The organism is Novosphingobium sp. MMS21-SN21R, from assembly GCF_031846015.1.
Classification (GTDB): Bacteria; Pseudomonadota; Alphaproteobacteria; order Sphingomonadales; family Sphingomonadaceae; genus Novosphingobium.
The window spans coordinates 686,572-705,602 of sequence record NZ_JAVRDU010000001.1 but is presented as its reverse complement, the minus strand read 5'-3'; the positions used below and the strand labels follow the sequence as shown (position 1 = coordinate 705,602).

Below are 19,031 nucleotides of genomic sequence, written 5' to 3'. Positions count from 1 at the left end.
TCTAAACTCCGGTAAGATATGGTTTATGCTAACTCAGCGCAGTTGGAAAAGCGCGGCCGCGCCCATGCCGCCGCCGACGCACATCGTCACGACCGCATACTTTCCATTGCGGCGATGGCCTTCGATCAGACTGTGACCGACAAGGCGGCTTCCGGTCATGCCATAAGGATGGCCCATCGAGATTCCGCCACCGTTGACGTTGAGGATTTCATCGGGAATACCAAGCACATCGCGGCAGTGTATGACCTGGACCGCAAAGGCTTCGTTCAGTTCCCACAAGTCGATGTCTTCGATGCGAAGACCCGCCTGCCTGAGCAATTTTGGGATCGCAAGGACCGGGCCGATGCCCATTTCCTCAGGCGCGCAACCGGCGACGGCCATGCCGCGATAGATGCCCATCGGGGTCAGTCCGCGTTGCTCGGCGAGATTGCCGTTCATCAACACGCAGGCAGAAGCGGCATCTGAAAGCTGTGAAGCATTGCCTGCCGTAACAGTGCCGCCTCCGATCACCGGAGAAAGCGCCGCGAGGCTCTCCGACGTGGTCTCGCCTCGCACGCCTTCATCGCGCGTCAGCAGGACGTCGACCATGGCTGCTTCGCCAGTCGCTTTGTTCTTTTCAAGCTTGCGGGTTGCCAGCGGCACGATCTCGGCATCAAACAAGCCGTTTGCCTGCGCAGCAGCAGCTCTTTGCTGGCTTGAAAGAGCATAGGCATCCTGTACCTCGCGCGAAATGCCGTAGCGTTGCCCGATAAGTTCAGCCGTTTCCAGCATCGGCATGTAAGCAGTCGGCACGCGGGCAAGCAGTTGCCCGTCCTTCTGTGCCATCGCCAGTTTGAGCGCCTCACCCTGCACGATGCTGACTTGTTCGACGCCGCCCGCCACGACAATGGTCTGGCCATCGACCATGATCTGCTTTGCGGCTGTGGCAATCGCCATCAGGCCGGAGGCGCACTGGCGGTCGATGCTCATGCCCGCAACGCTTTTGGGCAAACCGGCCGCAAGCGCACACATCCGGCCGATGTTCATGCCGGTGCTGCCGGCCTGGAACGAAGCCCCCATGATGACGTCGTCGACTTCGCCTCCTTCGGCGCCCGCCCGAGCGACAGCCTGCGCAATTACGTGACCACCTAGGGTCGGCGCAGGGGTGGCGTTGAAGGCGCCCCGATAAGCCTTGGCAATCGGAGTGCGCGCGGTGGCGACAATTACGGCGTCAATCATGGTGGGTTATCCGCTTGGGAGGGGATGAAATCGGTAAAACGGATTGCAGCATCAATTGCTGGTCACAGTGCGCTGAAGCGATCAACAAGGTCGGCACCCATGATGATCTGCAACCGAAGTGCCGCAGCTTTGGCGGTAACGGTGTCGAGCCAATGCTCTGCCGCGACTGTCAAAACCGCGTCGTCGGTTCCGTTTTCGGTATAATGCGCAGCAATCCAACTGAGCGCTGAAATCGCAGCGAGATGCAGGAACGCGGTTGCGCCGCTATCGGCCTTGGTAGGGTTGGCTTTGAGCCAATCCGCCGCTTGCTGCAGTTCTGAAAGGCAAGCCTTGAGACGTTCCTCGGCGCACCGTCCGGCGATACCCAGAAAGACCTGATAGCTGCTGTCGTCCGCCAGTAGGCGTCGGTGGGTCAGATCGAGCGCTTGTATGCCGGTCGCACCTTCGAAGATGGTCAGGACGCGAGCATCCCGCAGGGCCTGTTCGGCCGGCCATTCGTTGGTGTACCCTGCGCCGCCAAGGACCTGGATGGCTCCGCCAGAAACATCGAATGCCACTTCACCGCCGGTCGTCTTGACGATCGGCAAGAGCCATGCCGCAAGTGCGGCAGCTTCGCTGTCGCCGTGCGCAGCCAGATCGTTGGCATTTGCTACGGCAAACAGCAGGCCGCGCAGCAGGGTGGGCGGCGCTAGAGCGTTCAGCAATTGCAGGCGAACGTCAGCGTGCTGGTTGATCGGTAGGGGATCGGGCCTGCCACCCTGCTTGCGCTCTGACGCGTAGGCCAGTGCAACATCCGCCGATGCCGACGCGATGCCAAGGCCCATCGCGCCTACCGCAAGACGCATGTTGGCGATCATCACGAACAGTTGCGCAAGGCCGCGCCCCGGCTCTCCGAGCAACCACCCCGTCGCCCCTTCAAACCCGAGCGCGCAAGTGGGCGAACCATGCAAGCCGAGCTTGTGTTCGAGGCGCCGGACCGCAACACTGTTCCTGCTGCCACCTGGTAACAGTGTGGGAACGAGGAACAGGCTGGGACGCTTTTTGCCCTCGGGACCTACCGTCTGAGCAAGCACGGCGTGACCGATCTGATCAGTCAGGTCGTGGTCGCCATAAGATATCCAGCACTTCTCGCCCGTGACCGACCAAGTGCCATCGTCGTTCGGCTCAGCGTGGGTGCTGACCCGTGCCAAATCCGACCCTGCACCGACCTCGGACACGCAAATCGTGGCGCCCCATTCTCCCGATGCAAGCCGGGGCAACCATTCGGCCCTCATGCCCTGCGTGCCATAGGCGTCTATCAGGCGGAAGGCCGAGCGCTGCGGCACCGGCAGCATGCCGAATGCGGGACAGGCGCGGTCGAACAGTTCCTGCGCCGCAAATGCAAGAATTGCCGGCAAACCTTGGCCGCCATGTTCTTCGGCAGCTTCAAGCGTTGGCCAGCCCGCTTCCACGTACTCCTTCCAGGCCGACTGATGCCCCGATGCCGTAGCCACCCGGCCATCAACCAAAACGCAGCCGCCCCGGTCCATCGCTATGTTGAGTGGCTCAAGTACGTCTCGCGCAAACTTGTCTGCGCCGTCGAGCACCGCCAAGCAGGTATCTGCGGTGGCAGCAGCCCATGATTCACGGGCAAGGCGGACCTCGGCGATGCGGTAGGAAAGCTCGATCTGGCGCCCGGTTCGCGCAAGATCAGGGGCTGGGTTGGCAGCGCGCATGTCTGATAGTCCTTGTCCGCCGCCCAGCAGGGAATGGCGGCCCGATTGTGAGAAGTCCGGCGAAGTAGGTCAGCTTCGCGGAAGAATGATCGCCTTGGTGCCGCGCCCCCAAACGATCAGTGCAGCCAGTGCGATCAGCACAATATTCAGACCGAGCACGTTATATTCGCCCTTGGAAACATGAAGCGCGACGGCACACAACTGGTGCACGAGAATGCACAGCGCGGCGATGACGGTGAGGCGAGGAAGAACGCGGGTGAGTGCGGGCACGACAAGTCCGATTGCACCAAGCACTTCGACAACGCCCAAGGTGCGCACGAATGCGGGGGGAAAGCTGGGTATCCAGGTCATCATCATCGCAAGTTGATCGAGCGGCTGCGTTGCCTTCATCGACCCGAACAAGGCATAGGCTGCAGCCAGCAGAAGCTGTGCGACCCATAAGATGAAGGTCCATCCCTTGCCGCTTATAACATTGTCATTCATGGTAGTCTCCCCTTCCCGATTTTAAGTGACTTTGCAGTGCTGTGCGCAAACATGCTGTTCGCTTTGTTCTATGCCTTGCGGCGTTCAAATCCCCAGTTTCTTGCGCATGATCCTGCCGTAGCTGTCGGGAAACAGGCGCGAGAGGCGGAACAGGGCTTTGGCTCCGCTGCCGACGAGTAGGCGGCGCTTTCCGCTGAGCAGGCCTGTAACGATTTCCTGTGCGCAGTCCTCGGGCGTCGTGGTCATCTGCCGGGCATTGGCAAGGGCCATGACCTGCTCCAGTTCACCGTGGTGAGCGGCAACCGTCGTATTGGAAGTGATGTTGGTTGCGATGCCGCCCGGATGGATCAACACGGCGCGAACGCCGGTTCCCTGCAATTCATCCCACATCGTTTCGGTCAGCCCGCGCACTGCGAACTTAGACATGGTGTAGGCGACCGAACACGGGGTTGCGACAAGGCCGAACACGCTGGAGACATTGACGATACAGCCGCTGCGCTGCTTCAGCATGTGGGGCAGAAAGGCTTTGGTCCCATAGATCGTGCCCCACAGGTTCACGTTAAGGACCTTCTCGATTTCCTCGATCGTCACGTGCTCCGTCGTCGCCAGCACCGATGTTCCGGCGTTGTTGACGATGTAATCCGTGCGACCGAAGTCGCTCATCACCTTGTCGGCAAAAGCGAACATCTGCTCGCGCGAGGAAACATCGAGCACGGTACATTCACTTCGCGTGCCCGCTGGCAGCATCGCCTGCGTCTCAGCTAGTGACGCCGCGTTGTAATCCGCCAGCGCTAGCCGGGCGCCGCGGGCGGCCAAATTGCGCGCAAGCGCCCGGCCGATGCCGGACCCAGCGCCGGTAATTGCCACGATCTTGCCACTGAATTCTGTCATGATTCACTCCAGGAATTCCGGCGGTGGGGCCGCAACATCGCGGTGATGCCCAGCCCCTTGAAAATGAGGCGATCGAACAGACGGTCGGGCAGGAAACGCCCGAGGTGCCACATCGGATCGAGCGGATAGCGTGGGCGTGGGCGGGGTGACTGCAGCGCGTGCAGCACTTTGCGTGTGACCGTACTGGCTGGCTTTGCGCCTGCCTCGGCGGCGGCAATAGCCGTGTTGAATTGGGCCCACGCCGCTTGATATACTGTACCAACATAAGTGTTGGCGGCGGAATCAGTCACGGCCTTGGCGAACAGGTCGCTGCGGGTGAAGTTCGGTTCGATCGTCGAAACCGAAATCCCGAACGGAATCATTTCCCGGCGCAAGCCTTGCGCAAACGCCTCGACTGCATGTTTCGATGCGGCATAGGCTGACATGAACGGCACCGTCATCGTGCCTTGAACCGATCCAATATTCACGATCCTGCCTGGGCTCTGTCGTGCCGCGCCACTCGCTCCGAGCAAGGGCAGGAAGGCGTGGGTTACAGCGACTAAACCGTGAAAATTGACGTCCACCACCTGCTTGAACTGTTTCGCAGGCTGATGCAGGAAAGGGCCACTAATATTGATGCCGGCATTGTTGACCAGACCCGCCAAACCTGCGTCGCCCATCCAGTGTGCCACCTCGTTCACGGCCCTCGCTATCGCCGCCGCGTCCGTCACATCGAACACCAGTGGGACAAACTGCTCTTTGCCGTAAGCCTTGAGGCCCTCGGCATCGCCCGGCTTCCGGATGCTGCCGAACACGGTGTAGCCAGCCGTCAGCAAGGCTTCCGCGATAGCCCGACCAATGCCGGACGACACCCCGGTCACCAACACTGCGCCCAACTTGGAACCTGTGGACGATCTGCCTTGCGACATCGTGACGCTTTCCGGAATATATGATTTCCGGCGGAGCACGCGCTCTGCCGGAAACCAAGGATCAGAACCGCTTGGTGATCGCGATGCCGTAGCTCTCGCGTTCCTTGCCCGAGATCAAGCGGGTCGCGCCAGTGGCCTCGTCACCGAAGCGGACTACGGTAGCCTTCTGCTGGCTGAGCAGATTGCGAGCGTAGAGCAGAACATCGATGCCATTCTTTTCCGAAGCCACCCGCAACGAAAGGTTCAGGTTGTCATAGCCCTGGATGCCGTCCACCCCGGTGTTGTAGATGCGAGCAAAGCTCGAGGTCTGGCGGTAGTAGTCGGCACGAAGCGTGCTCCGCCATTCGGATCCGATATCCGTGCCGTATTCAGCGCCGAACGCCATCGTCCAGTGCGGTGCGTTGGGCAGTTGCTTGCCACTGAGTTGGACCGGAATGCCCGCGCTTGCGCCCGGAACTGCGAAGGGACCGGTGCACAACGAGGCCATGGCCTCCGAAGGAATGAAGCCCCCGTTGATCGCACCCTGCACACCAGCAAGGACAGCCACGGGAAGCACGCACGATGCGCCGAAGCTGCCATTGTCGATGCTGCGCACAGTCGCCAGCGTGGGATCACCTTGCGTCCGGTTGAGCAGATCGATCGAGCTGCCATTGCCGATCCTGGTTGCAAGATAACCGATCTGCGTATCGAAGCGCAGGCCCCGGACGGGTTCCACGGCACCTTCGAACTCAATGCCCTTTACAGTGGCATCGACGTTCTCGTTGGAGACCGACTGGTTGACCAGTTTCGCGATCTGGTAGCTCTTATAATCGTAATAGAAGCCTGTCAGGTTGAGCGTTACCCGCCCATCAGCCAGCGAGTTCTTGGCGCCCAGTTCGAAAGCGTTGACCAGCTCGGGCTTGTACGCCGGGCTGACCCCGCTCAGCAGCGTGGCGCCAGGGTTGAACCCGCCGCCCTTGTAGCCGCGTGCGAACGAGGCATAGAGCAGGTTGTCTTCGGTCGGCTTCCAATCCACCGTAAAGCGTCCGGTCAATTCCTCGAACTTTACCTTCTGCGGCGTGACCGCCGGGAAGCCACGGCCGGGCGCCAACATTACGATGGGGAACGAAGTCTGCTCCTTGCGGTCGTTGGTATAGCGCAGGCCAACCGTGGCCTTGAGGGTGTCGGTTGCCTGGAAGTAACCTTCGCCGAACAGCGCTGCGGACTTGAGGTGATAGGGGCTGTTGCTGTTGTAGTAGTTGTGGCCGGTGCCGTCAGGCTCCGCCAGCGGATCGATGTAGATTCCGGCCCCACCGAAGTTCTGGGCCAGCGCAAGCTGGGTGACATTGTTGCCCAGCAGGATGATTTCGTTGGTCGACTTGTAGTCGAGGTAGATGCCGCCGAGGTTGAAATTGAACCTGCCGTCGAAATCCGACTGAACACGCAGTTCCTGGCTGTATTGCTCGCCGGAGGTCCGGATCAGCGTGCGGTTTTCGAACCGGTCCGATTGGCCGAGCTGGGGATCGACGAAGATGCCGCCGGGCGTCAGGGGCGTGTTGGCAAAGCCCTGTGTGGCGGTGCCGCCGAAAGCGGTGGTCAGCCAGCGGAACTTGTCCTTGCTGTATGCGCTCAGCGACGTCAGCGTCAGGTTGTCACCAAGGCCAACCTCGATGTCTAGCGACACCAGATCGTTCTTCGAGCGCTGGTAAGGATCGAACGAAGCGTCGATCGTGTGGAGGTCGGTGCTCAGCTTCTTGCCGGCAAAGGCATTCGTCGGCATCGTGCCGACAAGGTATCCGAACAGGCCCGGAAGCGTGGTCAAACTTGATGGCACGCCGGTGTTGCGCGGGTCGTTCACCGCCGTGTTCAGGCACGCATTTGAAAGCGATGCTCTGGTGAACGCATTGGTCGGAACACCCCCGATTGTGTCAGGTCCAGCGTTCGGGGCGCAGATCGTCTTCTCGTTGGCGCCCGTCGTGTCGTTCTGGTCGAAATGCTCCCACATCGCTCGAACGCGCAGACGGTCCGAAGGCTTCCACTGGACGGAGACGCGCGTGCTCCACAGATCGCGGGAATCGACCATGTTGCCGGTGCCAGTATTGAGCACGTTGCCGTCGCGCTTGATCATCGATCCGGCAACACGGACGGCCAGCGTATCGCCCAGCGGGACGTTGAGATAGCCGGTAAGCTTGACGCGGCTGAAGCGGCCGTACTCGCCCGTGACCTCGCCGGAGAATGTATCCTTGGGGGTGGCGGTGATTGTGTTGACGACGCCGCCGGTGGCATTGCGCCCATACAACGTGCCCTGCGGACCGCGCAAAACCTCGATGCGTTCAATGTCGTAGAACTCCGCCTGGGCAAGGCGGTTGACGGTTAGGGGAATGTTGTTTTCGTGAATGCCGACGCCCGTATCTGCCGAGGCTCCAAGGATCTGGGCGCCGATGCCGCGGATCTGGAAATTGTACCGGCCAAAGCCGGTCCCACCAAAGCTGACGTTCGGAATGGCGTTCTGCAGATCTGCGCCACCATTGAGGCCGCGCTTTTCAAGGCTGTCGGACGAAAATGCAGAGACGGCAATCGGCACGTCCTGAAGATTTTCGCTCTTCTTCTGCGCGGTAACGACGATCTCGTTGATGTCGCTCGTCTCATTGTCTGCATTCTGGCCGAAAGCCGACGTGGCCGTGATCGGCAGGATCGCCGCAGTAACGAGCAGAATATTCTTGAAGCCTCTCATAACTTTTCCCTTCCTGATTTTGTTTTTTACGTGGATTTCAGATTTTGCGTTCTGCTGCGGTCCAATAACTTGCGCGAATATCCTTCTTCAGGACTTTCCCGACTGGGCTGCGCGGCAGTGTTGTGACGAAGTCGACCGACTTGGGCGCCTTGACCGACCCGAGCCGGGACTTGCACAGCGTGATGATCTCGTCGGGCGCAGCATTTGCCCCCGGCTTGAGTTCGATGACAGCCTTTACTGCCTCGCCCCATTTGTCATCGGGAACGCCGACCACGGCACAGTCGAGGACTGACGGGTGCGACCAGATGACCTGCTCAACCTCACTCGGGTAGACGTTGAAGCCACCCGTGATGATCATGTCCTTCTTGCGGTCGGTGATGTGCAGGAAGCCCTCGGCATCGAGATGGCCAATGTCGCCGGTGTGCAGCCAGCCATTGATGATGGCCTCGGCGGTCTTTTCGGGCTGCTTGTAGTATCCCTTCATCACGATATCGCCGCTCACGCAGATTTCGCCGCTCTCGCCTTGGGCCAAATGCTGGCCCTGTTCATCCTGGATTGAGATGGCGTTGGTGATGGCAGGCAGCCCGCAGGCCGAAAGGCGGCTGTCGGGCGCGATCTTGCCGTCTACGAAATGATCGCCGGGGCGCAGGAAAGCGATCGAACCGGGCGCTTCGGTTTGCCCATAGCCCTGATGCAGCACCGGGCCGAACACTTCGATTGCGCGCCGCAGCTTGTCGAGCGACATCGGGGCCGCGCCGTACATGAGGTAGCGCAGCGACGAGAAATCGCGGGCTTCAATGCCGGGCGTTTCCAGCAGCGCATAAATCACGGTCGGCGGAAGAAACAGTTCGGTCACGCGTTCGCGTTCGATCGTCTCGAGCAGTGAGACCGGATCGGGTTTGGGCAGGATCACGACCTTGCCGCCGCGCGCCGTGGCGGAGATCGACAGGAACCCGGCGGAGTGTGTCATCGGTGCTGCGGCAAGATTGACGATCTGCTCGCCCGGAGCGTAGGGCGAGTTGATCACACCGTTGAGGATCGAAAGGCTCAGGTTCCGGTTGGTTTGCATCACGCCCTTAGGCAACCCGGTGGTGCCTCCGGTCGGCATGAGCGCGATCACATCGTCGGGGAGCGACAGGAAAACCGGCGGGGTTGCTGCAGTGCTGGCGACCAGTTCGGCCAGCGACATCGCGCCAGCGCTTTCGCCGTCAATGCAAACAAAGTGCTTCAAGCTGGGGCAGGACGCTTTGAGTTCGGCAACGATGGGCGCGAAGACCCGCTGGAAGAACAGGGTGTCAACGTCGAACCCGCTGATCATCCCGGTCGATTCCGCCGCAGAACTGCGCGGATTTAGTGGAACCCAGGCAACGCCCGCCCGCCACATACCCAACACGCACAGCCACGCGGCAGGATCGTTCCCGGCAAGGACCGCACCGTGATGGCCCTTGCCGATAGCCCGGATCAGCAGGCCATTGGCGATCTGGCAGGTCAGCGCGCTGGATTCAGCAAAGGTCCATTCACGCTCACCCATCGCGAAGGCAATGCCATCGCGGTTGATCAGGCAGCCTCGGTCGAAGAAGTCGATCAATGCCATTGTGCCGACTTTCAGTTCTTGGCCGTGAGGGCAGACATGGTCGCCGGAAGATCGAGTTCGACCTCGCGCGTCTGGCCCAGCTTCAGATGACCTGCGACGGCAGCCTTCATCTCGTTGCTGGCCAATCCTGCGCGGAGGCCATCGTTTTCGGCGGCCAATGCTGCGAACAGCGGCTCGACGACCGGTGAGAAGGCCCGGCCGAGCACTTCGCGGTGCATGGCAATCACTTGCAGAGACCTGGCCGCAATGCGGCCTGCCAGATCGCTGACATAGGCATCAAGGTCACCGTCATCGACCGCGCGATTGATAAGCCCGTAACGCTCGGCTTCGTCCGCCGAAAAGTCGCGCGCACTGAGTAGGACTTCGAGCGCACGGGCAGGCCCTGCGGCCAGCGCTGTGCGCGTGGCGCCACCGCCCGATGCAAGGAAGCCAGCGCTCGATTCCGGGAAGCAGAACAGTGACTTGCGGCTGGCAAAGCGCATATCGAGCGCGAGGATGAACTCGAATCCGCCACCCCGGCACCTGCCATCGACCTTTGCGATCTTGATCTGCGGCAGGTTCTGCCATGCCAATCCGAGCGACTGGAGGACGTTGATATCGGCATAACGGCTCGCCTTAGCAGGATCGCTGGCCGAGGCTTCGAGGTCTTCGAGATCGAAATGTGCGACGAAGAAGTCGGGATCCGCGCTGTCGAGCACGACAACGCGGATGTCCTTATTGCCGATAAGATAGCCGGTGAGCTGAAACAGCTCTTCTACCATCTTGCCGCTCATCAGGTTGATCGGCGGGTTCAGAATCGTGATTTCAAGGACGGCGCCGGTCTGACGCAGGGTCAATGTCTGGAAGTTCATGTCGGTGTTTCCTGCAGTCTGGCGGTTCAAACGAGCGGTTCGACCTTGATGGCCGCGTAGCCGTAGCTCTGCAGCGACCCCATGAGTTCGCGGTGGCCAAAAACCTCGCTAGGCGACGCGAAGCCGACCTTGCGCGGCGTCTCGGAAATGAGGCGGCGTGCGGCATACGCCTGAAGCAGGCCGGTGGTGAAATAGCCGCCGGTGGCGATCATCGTGCTCTTGACCATCACGTTGTTGCCGGAGCCGACGCAAACATCGATCGAGCGATGGACCTGGCGGCGTTCACGCGGCGGGGTGCCGGGGGTGATCGCGGTCGCCATGACATCGAGGATGCCATAGAGTTGCTCGTCGGGGATCCACTGGAACTGGACCTTGTAGGCGCGCTCCAGCTCAAGCTCTTTCTTGTAGAGTTCCTGGTTCCACATCGCGACCGACATCTTGCAGTTGCGCACACGGCCATCCTGCGCAAACCAGATCGGATTGGACGTGCCGCCCCAGTTCGACGCCTTCAGGACGCGATTGGACGGGGTAACGATATCGCTGGTCTCGATGCCGGGATAACGGACCAGTTCGTTGTCCTGCAGATAGGAACTGGAATAGCGGACGGCATCGAGGATGGTCTGGGCGGACGCTACAGTCGGAACCGCCTGCGCCACTTCGGTCATGTCGAGCGAGTCCACGCCCGGCGTTTCGAGGCAATAGCGCGCGCCGATTTCGCTGAGGCCGTACATGCAGGCGGTAGATGGAATGAGCGCCAGACCCGTCTTGGCGAAGTCCTTGCCGTACTCTTCGCGCAACCTCAGCACCCAGTGTTGTTCACCTGACGTGTCGAGATAATGGACGCCAGCCCGCAGCGCAGCTTCGACCACCGGCGGGCCGAAGCGCATGAACGGCCCCACGGTGTTGCACACGACCTTTCGGCCCGTAAGCAGCTTGGTCAGGTCTTCGACGGTGTTGTCTACGACCTGAATTTCATACTTCGCGTCTTCGATGCCCGGAACCAGCCGACAGGCAGCTTCCAGCTTCTCACGATTGCGACCGGCGGCGATGAACGGCACGCTCAGATCGCGCAAGTGTTCCATCACCAGACGACCGGTGTAACCGTTCGCACCGTAGACCACGACGGGATAATCGGCAGATGTCACAGCGGTGGGTTCCTCTTCCAATAACAGCTTTTCGGGGGACGGCTCAGGCGTGACCGAAGGTGGTTTCGCGGTGCAGGCGGCTCAACAGAAAGCCGTAGTGCATCTGCAGAAGGTTGTTTTCGCCATCCTCGATCTGCTGGGCCTGCGCATCGCGCAGCAGCTTTTCGATCGGGTATTCGCGGGTCAGGCCATTGCCGCCGAACAGGGTCATGCACTCGCGCATGACGCTGAGCATTTCGGTGTTGCAGAACGATTTGCCTGCCGCAGTGAAGTAGGGATGCGGCAGGGCTGCGCACTTGGTGTACATCGCAACGTGCCGGGCCATGGCCTTGATCGCCTCGACCTTCATTCCGATGCCGCCAAGTCGAAACTGGGTCAGCTGCAAGTCTGAGAGCAGCGCGCCGCCCTGCTTGCGCTCGTTGGTGTAAGCCAGCGCCAGCTCGAAACCTGCGCGCGCAAGGCCTGCGGCCAGATGGTTCAAGTTGGTGCCAGCATGGGCCCAAGTCTGCGCGTGCTTGAATTCATAGTCGTCGCGCGTGGCGATGGCGAAACGGCGCGGCACGCGAACATTGTCGAAATAGATTTCGCCTTGTGGAAGCGGGCGCTTGCCCAGTTTCTCCAGCGGCTTGCCTTTCGACACACCGTTGATGTCGAGCGGGATAATCACATTGCATCCGAACGTGTTGCCATCCGCATCCCAAAAGCCGTCGCCGTAATCGGCTACGATGTCGACTAGCGCCACTTGCGCGACTGCGCCGTTGGAAACCCAAGCCGAACTTTGCCCGTTCAGGATGATCTCGTCGCCGACAAACCTGGCCTGCAGGTTGCCCTTGTTGCCTGTCGATCCGGGAAATCGCTCGTCTGCATAAAGCGTCAGACCGTCCGAGCCACGATCAGGTTGCGTGGCGCACCAGCAGCCGAGCTTGCCTTCGCACAAGTCGATCAGTTCCTTGTCGCCACTCATCTTGGCCATGAGCAGTGGCATGCCGCCAGCGCCTGCCGATGTAGCGAGACCGGCATCGCCCCAGGCGAGTTCCTGCACGATGAGCCCCTCAAACCGGGCAGCCTGGGCAGGCTGCATCCCGATCAGGCCGTCAGGGCCAAAGCCCATCTTCACGATCTCGGCCTGGAAATCCCAGAACGGCGAGCCCGGCAGATAGGCCTGTTCAGCCGGGAGGCGGTCCAATGCGCGCCCCATAGGACGCATGACATCGCGCGCGAAGCGGTGCGCGGCGTCCTGCGCCGCCAGCTCTTCTTCGCTCAGGTCGGCGTCGAATCCCGCCAACTCTGTTGTCGGCAATGGAACGTGCTTGGGAATTTCCATTGAATTCAAACCTCTTCCACTGGCATCTTCTGTCAGGGTCTGCTTCACGCAGATCTCACTTGGTCAGGATGTTGACCGTCACCACGGCTTCCTCGAACCCCATCGAACCGCCGCCATTCTCATGGAGCGCCACCCGTGCATTCTCCACCTGGCGTGGACCCGCTTCGCCGCGCAGTTGCGTGACCAGTTCGTGGAGCTGGCCGAGGCCGGTTGCACCAATAGGGTGGCCTTTCGATTCCAATCCGCCCGAGGGATTGACCGGAACACGACCACCGATGCTGAGTTCGCCGCGTTCGGCAGCAGCGCCCGCTTCGCCCATCGGGGTCAGCCGCAGATACTCGACCGCCATGATTTCGCCCATGGCGGTCGCGTCGTGGACTTCGACCACCGATACGTCTTCGGGACCGAGGCCCGCCTGTTCGTAGGCCATCATCGCGGTTCGGCGGCAGACCGCCTGTTCGAACTCGTCGGCCCTGCGCGATGTCGAAGTGGAGATGGCGGTTGCGGCAATCGTGATGGCGCGTTCACGGCGGACGCCAAGCCGTTTCAGTCCAGCCTCGGTGCAGACGATCACAGCTGCAGCGCCGTCCGAAATCGGTGAACACATCGGCATCGTCAGCGGGTAAGTGATCGGCGGTGCGGCCAGTACCTCGTCAATCGTGAACGCCTTGCGATACTGCGAAAGCGGATTGTGCACCGAGTGCGAATGGTTCTTGGCCGAAACGGCTGCGATCTGCCGCTGCGTCGTGCCGAATGACTTCATCCAGTAGCGGCACATCGCCGCGTACACCGACATGAAACGGCTGTAAGGACGGTCTGATTCGCTGCCTTCGGGAACCTCGACGCCTTCACCCAGCGCGAGCAGCATCCGCGCATTTTCATCGGCGCGCGACACATCCCAGCCGCCTTCGAACAGGGCGATCGACCGGGCTTTGTCCGCGATGTTCATTTTCTCGGCGCCCAGCGCCAGCGCGATATCGCAAGCTCCCGCCCGCAGCGACTGACAGGCCAGCTGGAAGCCTGATGTGCCCGAGGCACAGGCGTTCTCGATATTGTACGCAGGTAGCCCGGTCAGGCCGATCTTGGACAGGACAACCTGGCCGGGAATGGCATACTGGCCCTGCAGCGCTCCTTGGGTGGCACCCGAATAAAAGACCGTTTCGATCGTGGAGCGGGTTGCTCCGGCATCGGTCAGCGCAGCATCAAGCGCTTCATTGGCGAGCGATTCAATCGCGCGATCCAGATGACGCCCGAACTGCGTCATACCTACGCCGACAATGTACAAACTTGGTTGCACCCCAGACCCTCTCACCATTTATTATTGATGGTGGCTTAGGCCCGGAGGGGGGGCAAACTAACCACTCTTGAAGGGTGGGGTGCAGGGCCTACCCTGCGAACTAGACACTGATGCAACGACCGGACGATTCGGAGAGGCAAGCAACCACATGCCCAGATGCTCGGATCGCCAATGACGGACTCGCTACGCTTTCGCGACCCCGCGTTGCTGCTGAAAACCATTCCGCCAAGGGTGGCGCGCGATCTTCTTGAGCGCGATCGGCTGGGCCTTTCGCGTTTAAGCGGTTCTGCGGGCCAATTTATTACGGTGGTGGCGCCGACCGGCTTCGGGAAGACGTCGCAGCTTGCGCAATGGCGCAAGGAGGCCTTGGCCACTGGCAGCCTCGTATTCTGGCTTACGCTTGATGGGCGTGACGAACCGCTCAGGCTGGTCAACGGGCTTGCCCAATCCGCAAATCAGGCATCGGGGCGTTTCGGGTTCGACACCCCTTTCATCGCAACGCTCGAGCGCTTTTCCGACCCGCTCGAAGCGATGACGGCATGGCTCGCCGAAGCCGCGCGGATCTCGCGCGATATTTTGCTGGTGATCGATGAGGCAGACCGTGCACCCGAAGCCACCCGCACCGAGGCCCTTTCCTATCTCGCAGGCAACGCGCCCGCAAACTTGCGCATCGCAATCGGGGCAAGGCCGACCGAGCGGATCGGGTTTGACGGAAATCTTGTCAATGCGCCCTATACCCGCATTGCTGCTGACGACCTGCGATTCAAGCCAGGTGAAACGATCTCGATGCTCGCTTCGGCGTTGGGAAAGGCCCATGACGTCGAAGTAGCTCTGCGGTTGCACGAACTCATCGAGGGGTGGCCGCTGGGCGTGCAACTCGCGATCGCTTCGTTGCGGCGCAACGATGACCTTTCGGGATTTTTGAGCGCAGCAACCGCCGACATCCGCCGTTTCTTCATTGATCGGCTGATTGACCGGCAGCCCGATGCGGCAAAGCAGTTGCTGATCAGGATATCGCAGCTCGACATGGTCCACCCTGAATTGTGCGTCGCCATATGTGACGGCGCAGATATCCGCGACGACTTGCGCAAGCTGCAGGAGCAGACCCCTCTGTTGTCGCAGGCCGAAGAAGGCGAATGGATGCGTCTGCATCCGATGGCGCGTGAAGTGCTGGACGATCGCTATCGCCGGATCGCCGAAACCGAACGCAGGGCCATGTCCGCGCGGGCCAGCGAATGGCTGTCCAACGCAGGTCTGTTCGAGGCCGCCGCCGAACAAGCCTTGGCCGCTGGCATGGCAGAGCGCGCCTATGATCTGGCCGAAGGCGTGGTTCAGCAGATGTTGATCGCGGGCCGGATCGGTGCCGTTCTGGAATGGCACCAACGCCTTCCGGTCGAAGATTTCCTGCGTCATCCCGGCTTCTGGATGCCAGCAGCGTGGGCACTGGCTATGAGCGAACGCCATGCCGAAGCCCGCCCGCTTCTCGACCGGATCGAAGCGCAGCCGACGCTGCAGATCGAAGACAAGTTCGAAGCGTCGCTCATCCGGTCGACCATCGCCGGATTTGCCGATTCTGGCGACGAACTGAACGACGAGCTTAGGCATTGGACCGAGCCGCCATCCGGTGCACGCCCGCAGGACGTTCCGATATACTGGGTAAGCCGAGGACTGGCCTCGCTCCATGCGGGCAAGCCCGATCAGTCGCGGCTTGACTGGATGCGTTTTGAAGGCTTCGACCAGTCCGATGTTTATACACCGATGACCCTTGGCTTCGGGTCATACGGTATTGCGTTAAGCCACCTGTGGGAGGGGCGATGCGCTTTGGCCGAGCAGGTCCTGCGCCCGGCACTGACAAAAGCCGAAGCGCAAATGGGGCGCCGCAATCTGGTGACATGCATGCTTGCCGCTTTGCTGGCGCGGGCGCGATGGGATGGTGGCAGCCACGACGAACCTGCATCCCTGCTCGCGCTGCGCCTGGATGTCCTCGAACGGCAGGGCCTTCCCGATGCCCTGCTCAACGCCTACCTCACGCTTGCGCGCATGGCTGCAAGCGAAAGCCGACATGACAAGGCCTTCAGCCTGCTCGAGGAACTGCGCGCGCTCGGTGTGACCCGGAGCATGCCCCGGCTTCACTTTGCCGCGCAGTGCGAAATGGTCCGCCAGCACGCCAAGGCCGGTCGCGGGGAAACGGCCGGTGCCTTGGTGCGTCAGCTGGAAGCGACATTCGTTTCGCAGCAATCCCAGTTCCCCAAGGCGTTTCTGTCCTGGCTGGAACTCCAGCTGGAACTCGCCAAAGTGCATGCAGCGCTCGCCCATCAAGGGTCCGATCACATGGTGGATGCGCTCCATGATGTGGAACGGGCCACCGTGCTAGCATCGGCGCTCAATCTGGGCTGGGAAGCGGTCGAAGCCCGGTTGTTGCGAAGTCTGGTGCTTGAACGCAGCGGATACGCCGCTGCCGCTGCTGAAATCCGCACGGAGGCATTAAGCCTTGCCGAGATCAATGGCCAGTTTCGGCTAAGTACGCAATACGGAGGAGTGGGCCGGACAGGCCTCATCGGTCAGCCAGGTCCTGTCGTCGAACCCACAATGGAAAGTGTCTCCGGAGCTGCAATTCTCACGATCAAGGAACGCGAGATTCTCGGCTTGCTGGCCCAGAACCTCAGCAACAAGGAAATAGCCATCGCCCTCGACCTTTCCGAACAGACCGTCAAATGGCACCTGAAGAATCTGTTCCTGAAACTTGATGGAGCCAATCGCAAGCACACAGTCGCACGCGCCCGCATGCTTGGGCTGATAGCGGCGTAAATATGACTTAATTACACAAGAGACGAATTCCAAATTCAAAGTTAAGGAGTTGCAGATTCATCACCATTTATTACCGGAAGTCTCGTGATTAGGGGTCAGGTCGGTCAGAGTAAAAAGAAAACGACAGAAATAACGCTTGAGATTATACAGATAGTGAAATTAGCGCAGCGATCCTTGACTGAATTCAACTTCGCCAGATCGATCAATGGCGCAGGACCAAGCTTATTACCGCGATCCAGCCAAGTCATTTTTTCCTTTCAGCATTCGATGAAACAACGCGGCGTTCATTTCAAAGTCGACCGGCACTTGGAGGACTATGGCGAATCTGCTGAGGCGCACGAACGTCGACAACTCAGTGCGCTACCTTGCAGTTGCCGTTGCTGGCGCAATCACACTATCCGAGCGCACCGAAATCAAAGAAAAAGCGCTTCAAGCCCGGACGGAATCGGTGGGCCTGACGGTGATGAACCAACGACATAAATCGATAAACAAAACAAGGTCCTGGAACGTCTAGCTTCAAGGAGGCTCCCGCCCAACACCCTCGCTTAACTCGAATGACCGCTACTGACAGCGCTGGACGGTAAGCGCTGTCCGGCCCCCACCTTGCGTGGGTGATGCCCAGCGTGGAGTTTGCGCGGTCTGATTTGGGCCGAGGGCGCTACTCCTATGATAATCCCGTGTGATGATCCTGTGAGCAAGGGGGCGCAGCGGTTCGAGATATTCACGGGCAAAGGCAAGCGCCGGGATTGGCCGCCGGAGGTCAAGGCCTCGATTGTCGCTGAATGCTATGCTGGCGGCGAGCGTGTCGGCGCTGTCGCGCGGCGACACGGGCTCGATCCTTCGCAGGTCTATGCCTGGCGGAAGGATTTGAGCAAACAACTGGACGACCTTGGATTGGCGCCTCCCTTGGCAGAGCCGGTCAGCACGATGTTCGTGCCAGCAGTGGTCGAGCCGGCCACGCGACCGGAACCATCACCTGCGCGTCGCGCCCGTCGCAGGCGGCGCAACACAGCGGCTGCTGTCGAGCTGGAGATTGATGGTGTCGCGGTGAAGATCGCGGGCGGCGCCGATGCCAGTGTGATTGCGGCCGTCATCGAAGCGCTCAAGGCAACACGATGATCGGACTTGGCGCCGGCGCGCGCGTGATGGTCGCGACGCGCCCGGTAGATTTCCGCAAAGGACCCGACGCTTTGGCCGCGCTGGTTGGTGCCGAGTACGGCGGCGATCCCTTTTCCGGCGTGATCTACGTGTTTCGGGCCAAGCGCGCAGACCGGATCAAGCTCGTCTGGTGGGACGGCACCGGCCTGTGCCTGATGGCCAAGAAACTTGAGCAGGGCGGCTTCAAGTGGCCCAGTATTCAGGACGGCGTGATGCGGCTGGGCGATGCAAACAGTCATCTTCCTAACCGGGATCGCCGCATAGCGACGTCACCACTCTCAAGTACGCAAATGCCCACGGGCCACGTTTTTTAACGGGGTATCATGCCACCAATAAGCTATAGGCCGCGACCCTCCTGCCGCTGCCATAGCACGACCCGTTTCTACCGCGCACAGGCGGGCCAAGCCCGGGACAGTTTTTTAGGATGTCGCGCTCCTCGGTCACCCGGGCCAACTCGCGCTTCAACTGGCGGATCTCGGCGTCCTTGCCAGTATCGACCGACACCACCTTCGCGAATTGCCGCTTCCAAGCGTACAGCGAGTGCGGGCTGACGCCGAGCCGCTGTGAGACCTCCGCTACCGGATAGCCCCGCTCGGTGATCTGGGCCACTGCATCACGCTTGAACTCATCGCTAGAATTGGGCTTCCCCATAATCGCCTCCTGTCCTCAAAATTAGGATCGAAGACGTCCGGAAATCTAGGGGCTATTCAAACAACGCTTACGCTGGACGCTTGCGTGCCCTATGCGAACGTCTTAAACTGGTCGGCTGCCGCCACCAACGCCGTGCTGCTGAAACGGCAGCTTGCAGCCCTTCACATTTCACAACCTCCGGACCGATCTGTCCGCATATCTAGTCATTCACCTCTACATTCCGTTCGACTTCGTTGGGTTTTGGAGCATTGGTGATGTCAGCAAAGGCTGCCGGC

At 60.7% G+C, this 19,031-nt stretch carries 15 protein-coding genes and 1 pseudogene; 4 read left to right on the top strand and 12 right to left on the bottom strand.

Features of this window, described 5'->3' with window-relative positions; genetic code table 11:
* Nucleotides 1-33: 33 nt before the first annotated feature.
* The 11 genes from RM192_RS03340 to RM192_RS03290 form a co-directional block, all read right to left on the bottom strand.
* Complete coding sequence (locus RM192_RS03340) at nt 34-1,218, bottom strand: acetyl-CoA C-acyltransferase (RefSeq protein WP_311506163.1); 1,185 nt, start codon at nt 1,216-1,218, stop codon at nt 34-36.
* 62 nt (nt 1,219-1,280) lie between these two features.
* Entirely contained in the window at nt 1,281-2,933 is a 1,653-nt protein-coding gene (locus tag RM192_RS03335; RefSeq protein ID WP_311506162.1) for an acyl-CoA dehydrogenase family protein, read from the bottom strand.
* A gap of 69 nt (nt 2,934-3,002) precedes the next feature.
* The gene (locus tag RM192_RS03330; protein ID WP_311506161.1) at nt 3,003-3,416 is read right to left on the bottom strand and encodes a DoxX family protein; all 414 of its coding nucleotides are present in this window, start codon (nt 3,414-3,416) and stop codon (nt 3,003-3,005) included.
* A gap of 84 nt (nt 3,417-3,500) precedes the next feature.
* Nucleotides 3,501-4,307, bottom strand: a complete 807-nt coding sequence (locus tag RM192_RS03325) for an SDR family oxidoreductase (protein ID WP_311506160.1) — start codon at nt 4,305-4,307, stop codon at nt 3,501-3,503.
* Nucleotides 4,304-5,215, bottom strand: coding sequence for an SDR family NAD(P)-dependent oxidoreductase (locus RM192_RS03320; RefSeq protein WP_311506159.1), 912 nt, complete (start codon nt 5,213-5,215; stop codon nt 4,304-4,306). Before RM192_RS03320 ends, RM192_RS03325 begins: the two co-directional genes overlap by 4 nt.
* Before the next feature lie 61 nt (nt 5,216-5,276).
* A complete protein-coding gene (locus tag RM192_RS03315; protein ID WP_311506158.1) occupies nt 5,277-7,928 on the bottom strand; it encodes a TonB-dependent receptor in 2,652 nt (883 codons plus the stop codon).
* Nucleotides 7,929-7,965: 37 nt separating this feature from the next.
* Nucleotides 7,966-9,522, bottom strand: a complete 1,557-nt coding sequence (locus tag RM192_RS03310; RefSeq protein ID WP_311506157.1) for an AMP-binding protein — start codon at nt 9,520-9,522, stop codon at nt 7,966-7,968.
* Nucleotides 9,523-9,533: 11 nt separating this feature from the next.
* Nucleotides 9,534-10,373 (bottom strand): enoyl-CoA hydratase/isomerase family protein, encoded by an 840-nt coding sequence (locus tag RM192_RS03305; RefSeq protein ID WP_311506156.1) that lies wholly within the window; start codon nt 10,371-10,373, stop codon nt 9,534-9,536.
* A gap of 26 nt (nt 10,374-10,399) precedes the next feature.
* On the bottom strand, nt 10,400-11,518 hold the full coding sequence (locus RM192_RS03300) for a DUF5938 domain-containing protein (protein WP_311506155.1): 1,119 nt from the start codon (nt 11,516-11,518) through the stop codon (nt 10,400-10,402).
* 43 nt (nt 11,519-11,561) lie between these two features.
* Nucleotides 11,562-12,842: an acyl-CoA dehydrogenase gene (locus RM192_RS03295; protein WP_311506154.1), complete on the bottom strand. Its 1,281-nt coding sequence runs from the start codon at nt 12,840-12,842 to the stop codon at nt 11,562-11,564.
* A 55-nt stretch (nt 12,843-12,897) separates the two neighbouring features.
* A complete protein-coding gene (locus RM192_RS03290; protein ID WP_311506153.1) occupies nt 12,898-14,157 on the bottom strand; it encodes a thiolase family protein in 1,260 nt (419 codons plus the stop codon).
* 153 nt (nt 14,158-14,310) lie between these two features.
* Between RM192_RS03290 and RM192_RS03285 the strand changes: the two genes are divergently transcribed.
* From RM192_RS03285 to tnpB, 4 genes are all read left to right on the top strand, one after another.
* Nucleotides 14,311-16,947 (top strand): LuxR C-terminal-related transcriptional regulator, encoded by a 2,637-nt coding sequence (locus RM192_RS03285; protein ID WP_311506152.1) that lies wholly within the window; start codon nt 14,311-14,313, stop codon nt 16,945-16,947.
* A 316-nt stretch (nt 16,948-17,263) separates the two neighbouring features.
* Nucleotides 17,264-17,461 carry a hypothetical protein gene (locus RM192_RS03280; protein WP_311506151.1) on the top strand — a complete coding sequence of 66 codons (198 nt, stop codon included), beginning with the start codon at nt 17,264-17,266 and terminating at the stop codon, nt 17,459-17,461.
* Nucleotides 17,462-17,637: 176 nt separating this feature from the next.
* A complete protein-coding gene (gene tnpA, locus RM192_RS03275; RefSeq protein WP_311506150.1) occupies nt 17,638-18,066 on the top strand; it encodes an IS66-like element accessory protein TnpA in 429 nt (142 codons plus the stop codon).
* A complete protein-coding gene (gene tnpB, locus RM192_RS03270) occupies nt 18,063-18,419 on the top strand; it encodes an IS66 family insertion sequence element accessory protein TnpB (protein ID WP_311506149.1) in 357 nt (118 codons plus the stop codon). The genes tnpA and tnpB overlap by 4 nt, the downstream gene beginning before the upstream one ends.
* A 103-nt stretch (nt 18,420-18,522) precedes the next feature.
* Here tnpB and RM192_RS03265 read toward each other — a convergent pair.
* Nucleotides 18,523-18,756 (bottom strand): annotated as a pseudogene (locus RM192_RS03265) (transposase); the annotation flags it as partial.
* Nucleotides 18,757-19,031 lie beyond the last annotated feature (275 nt).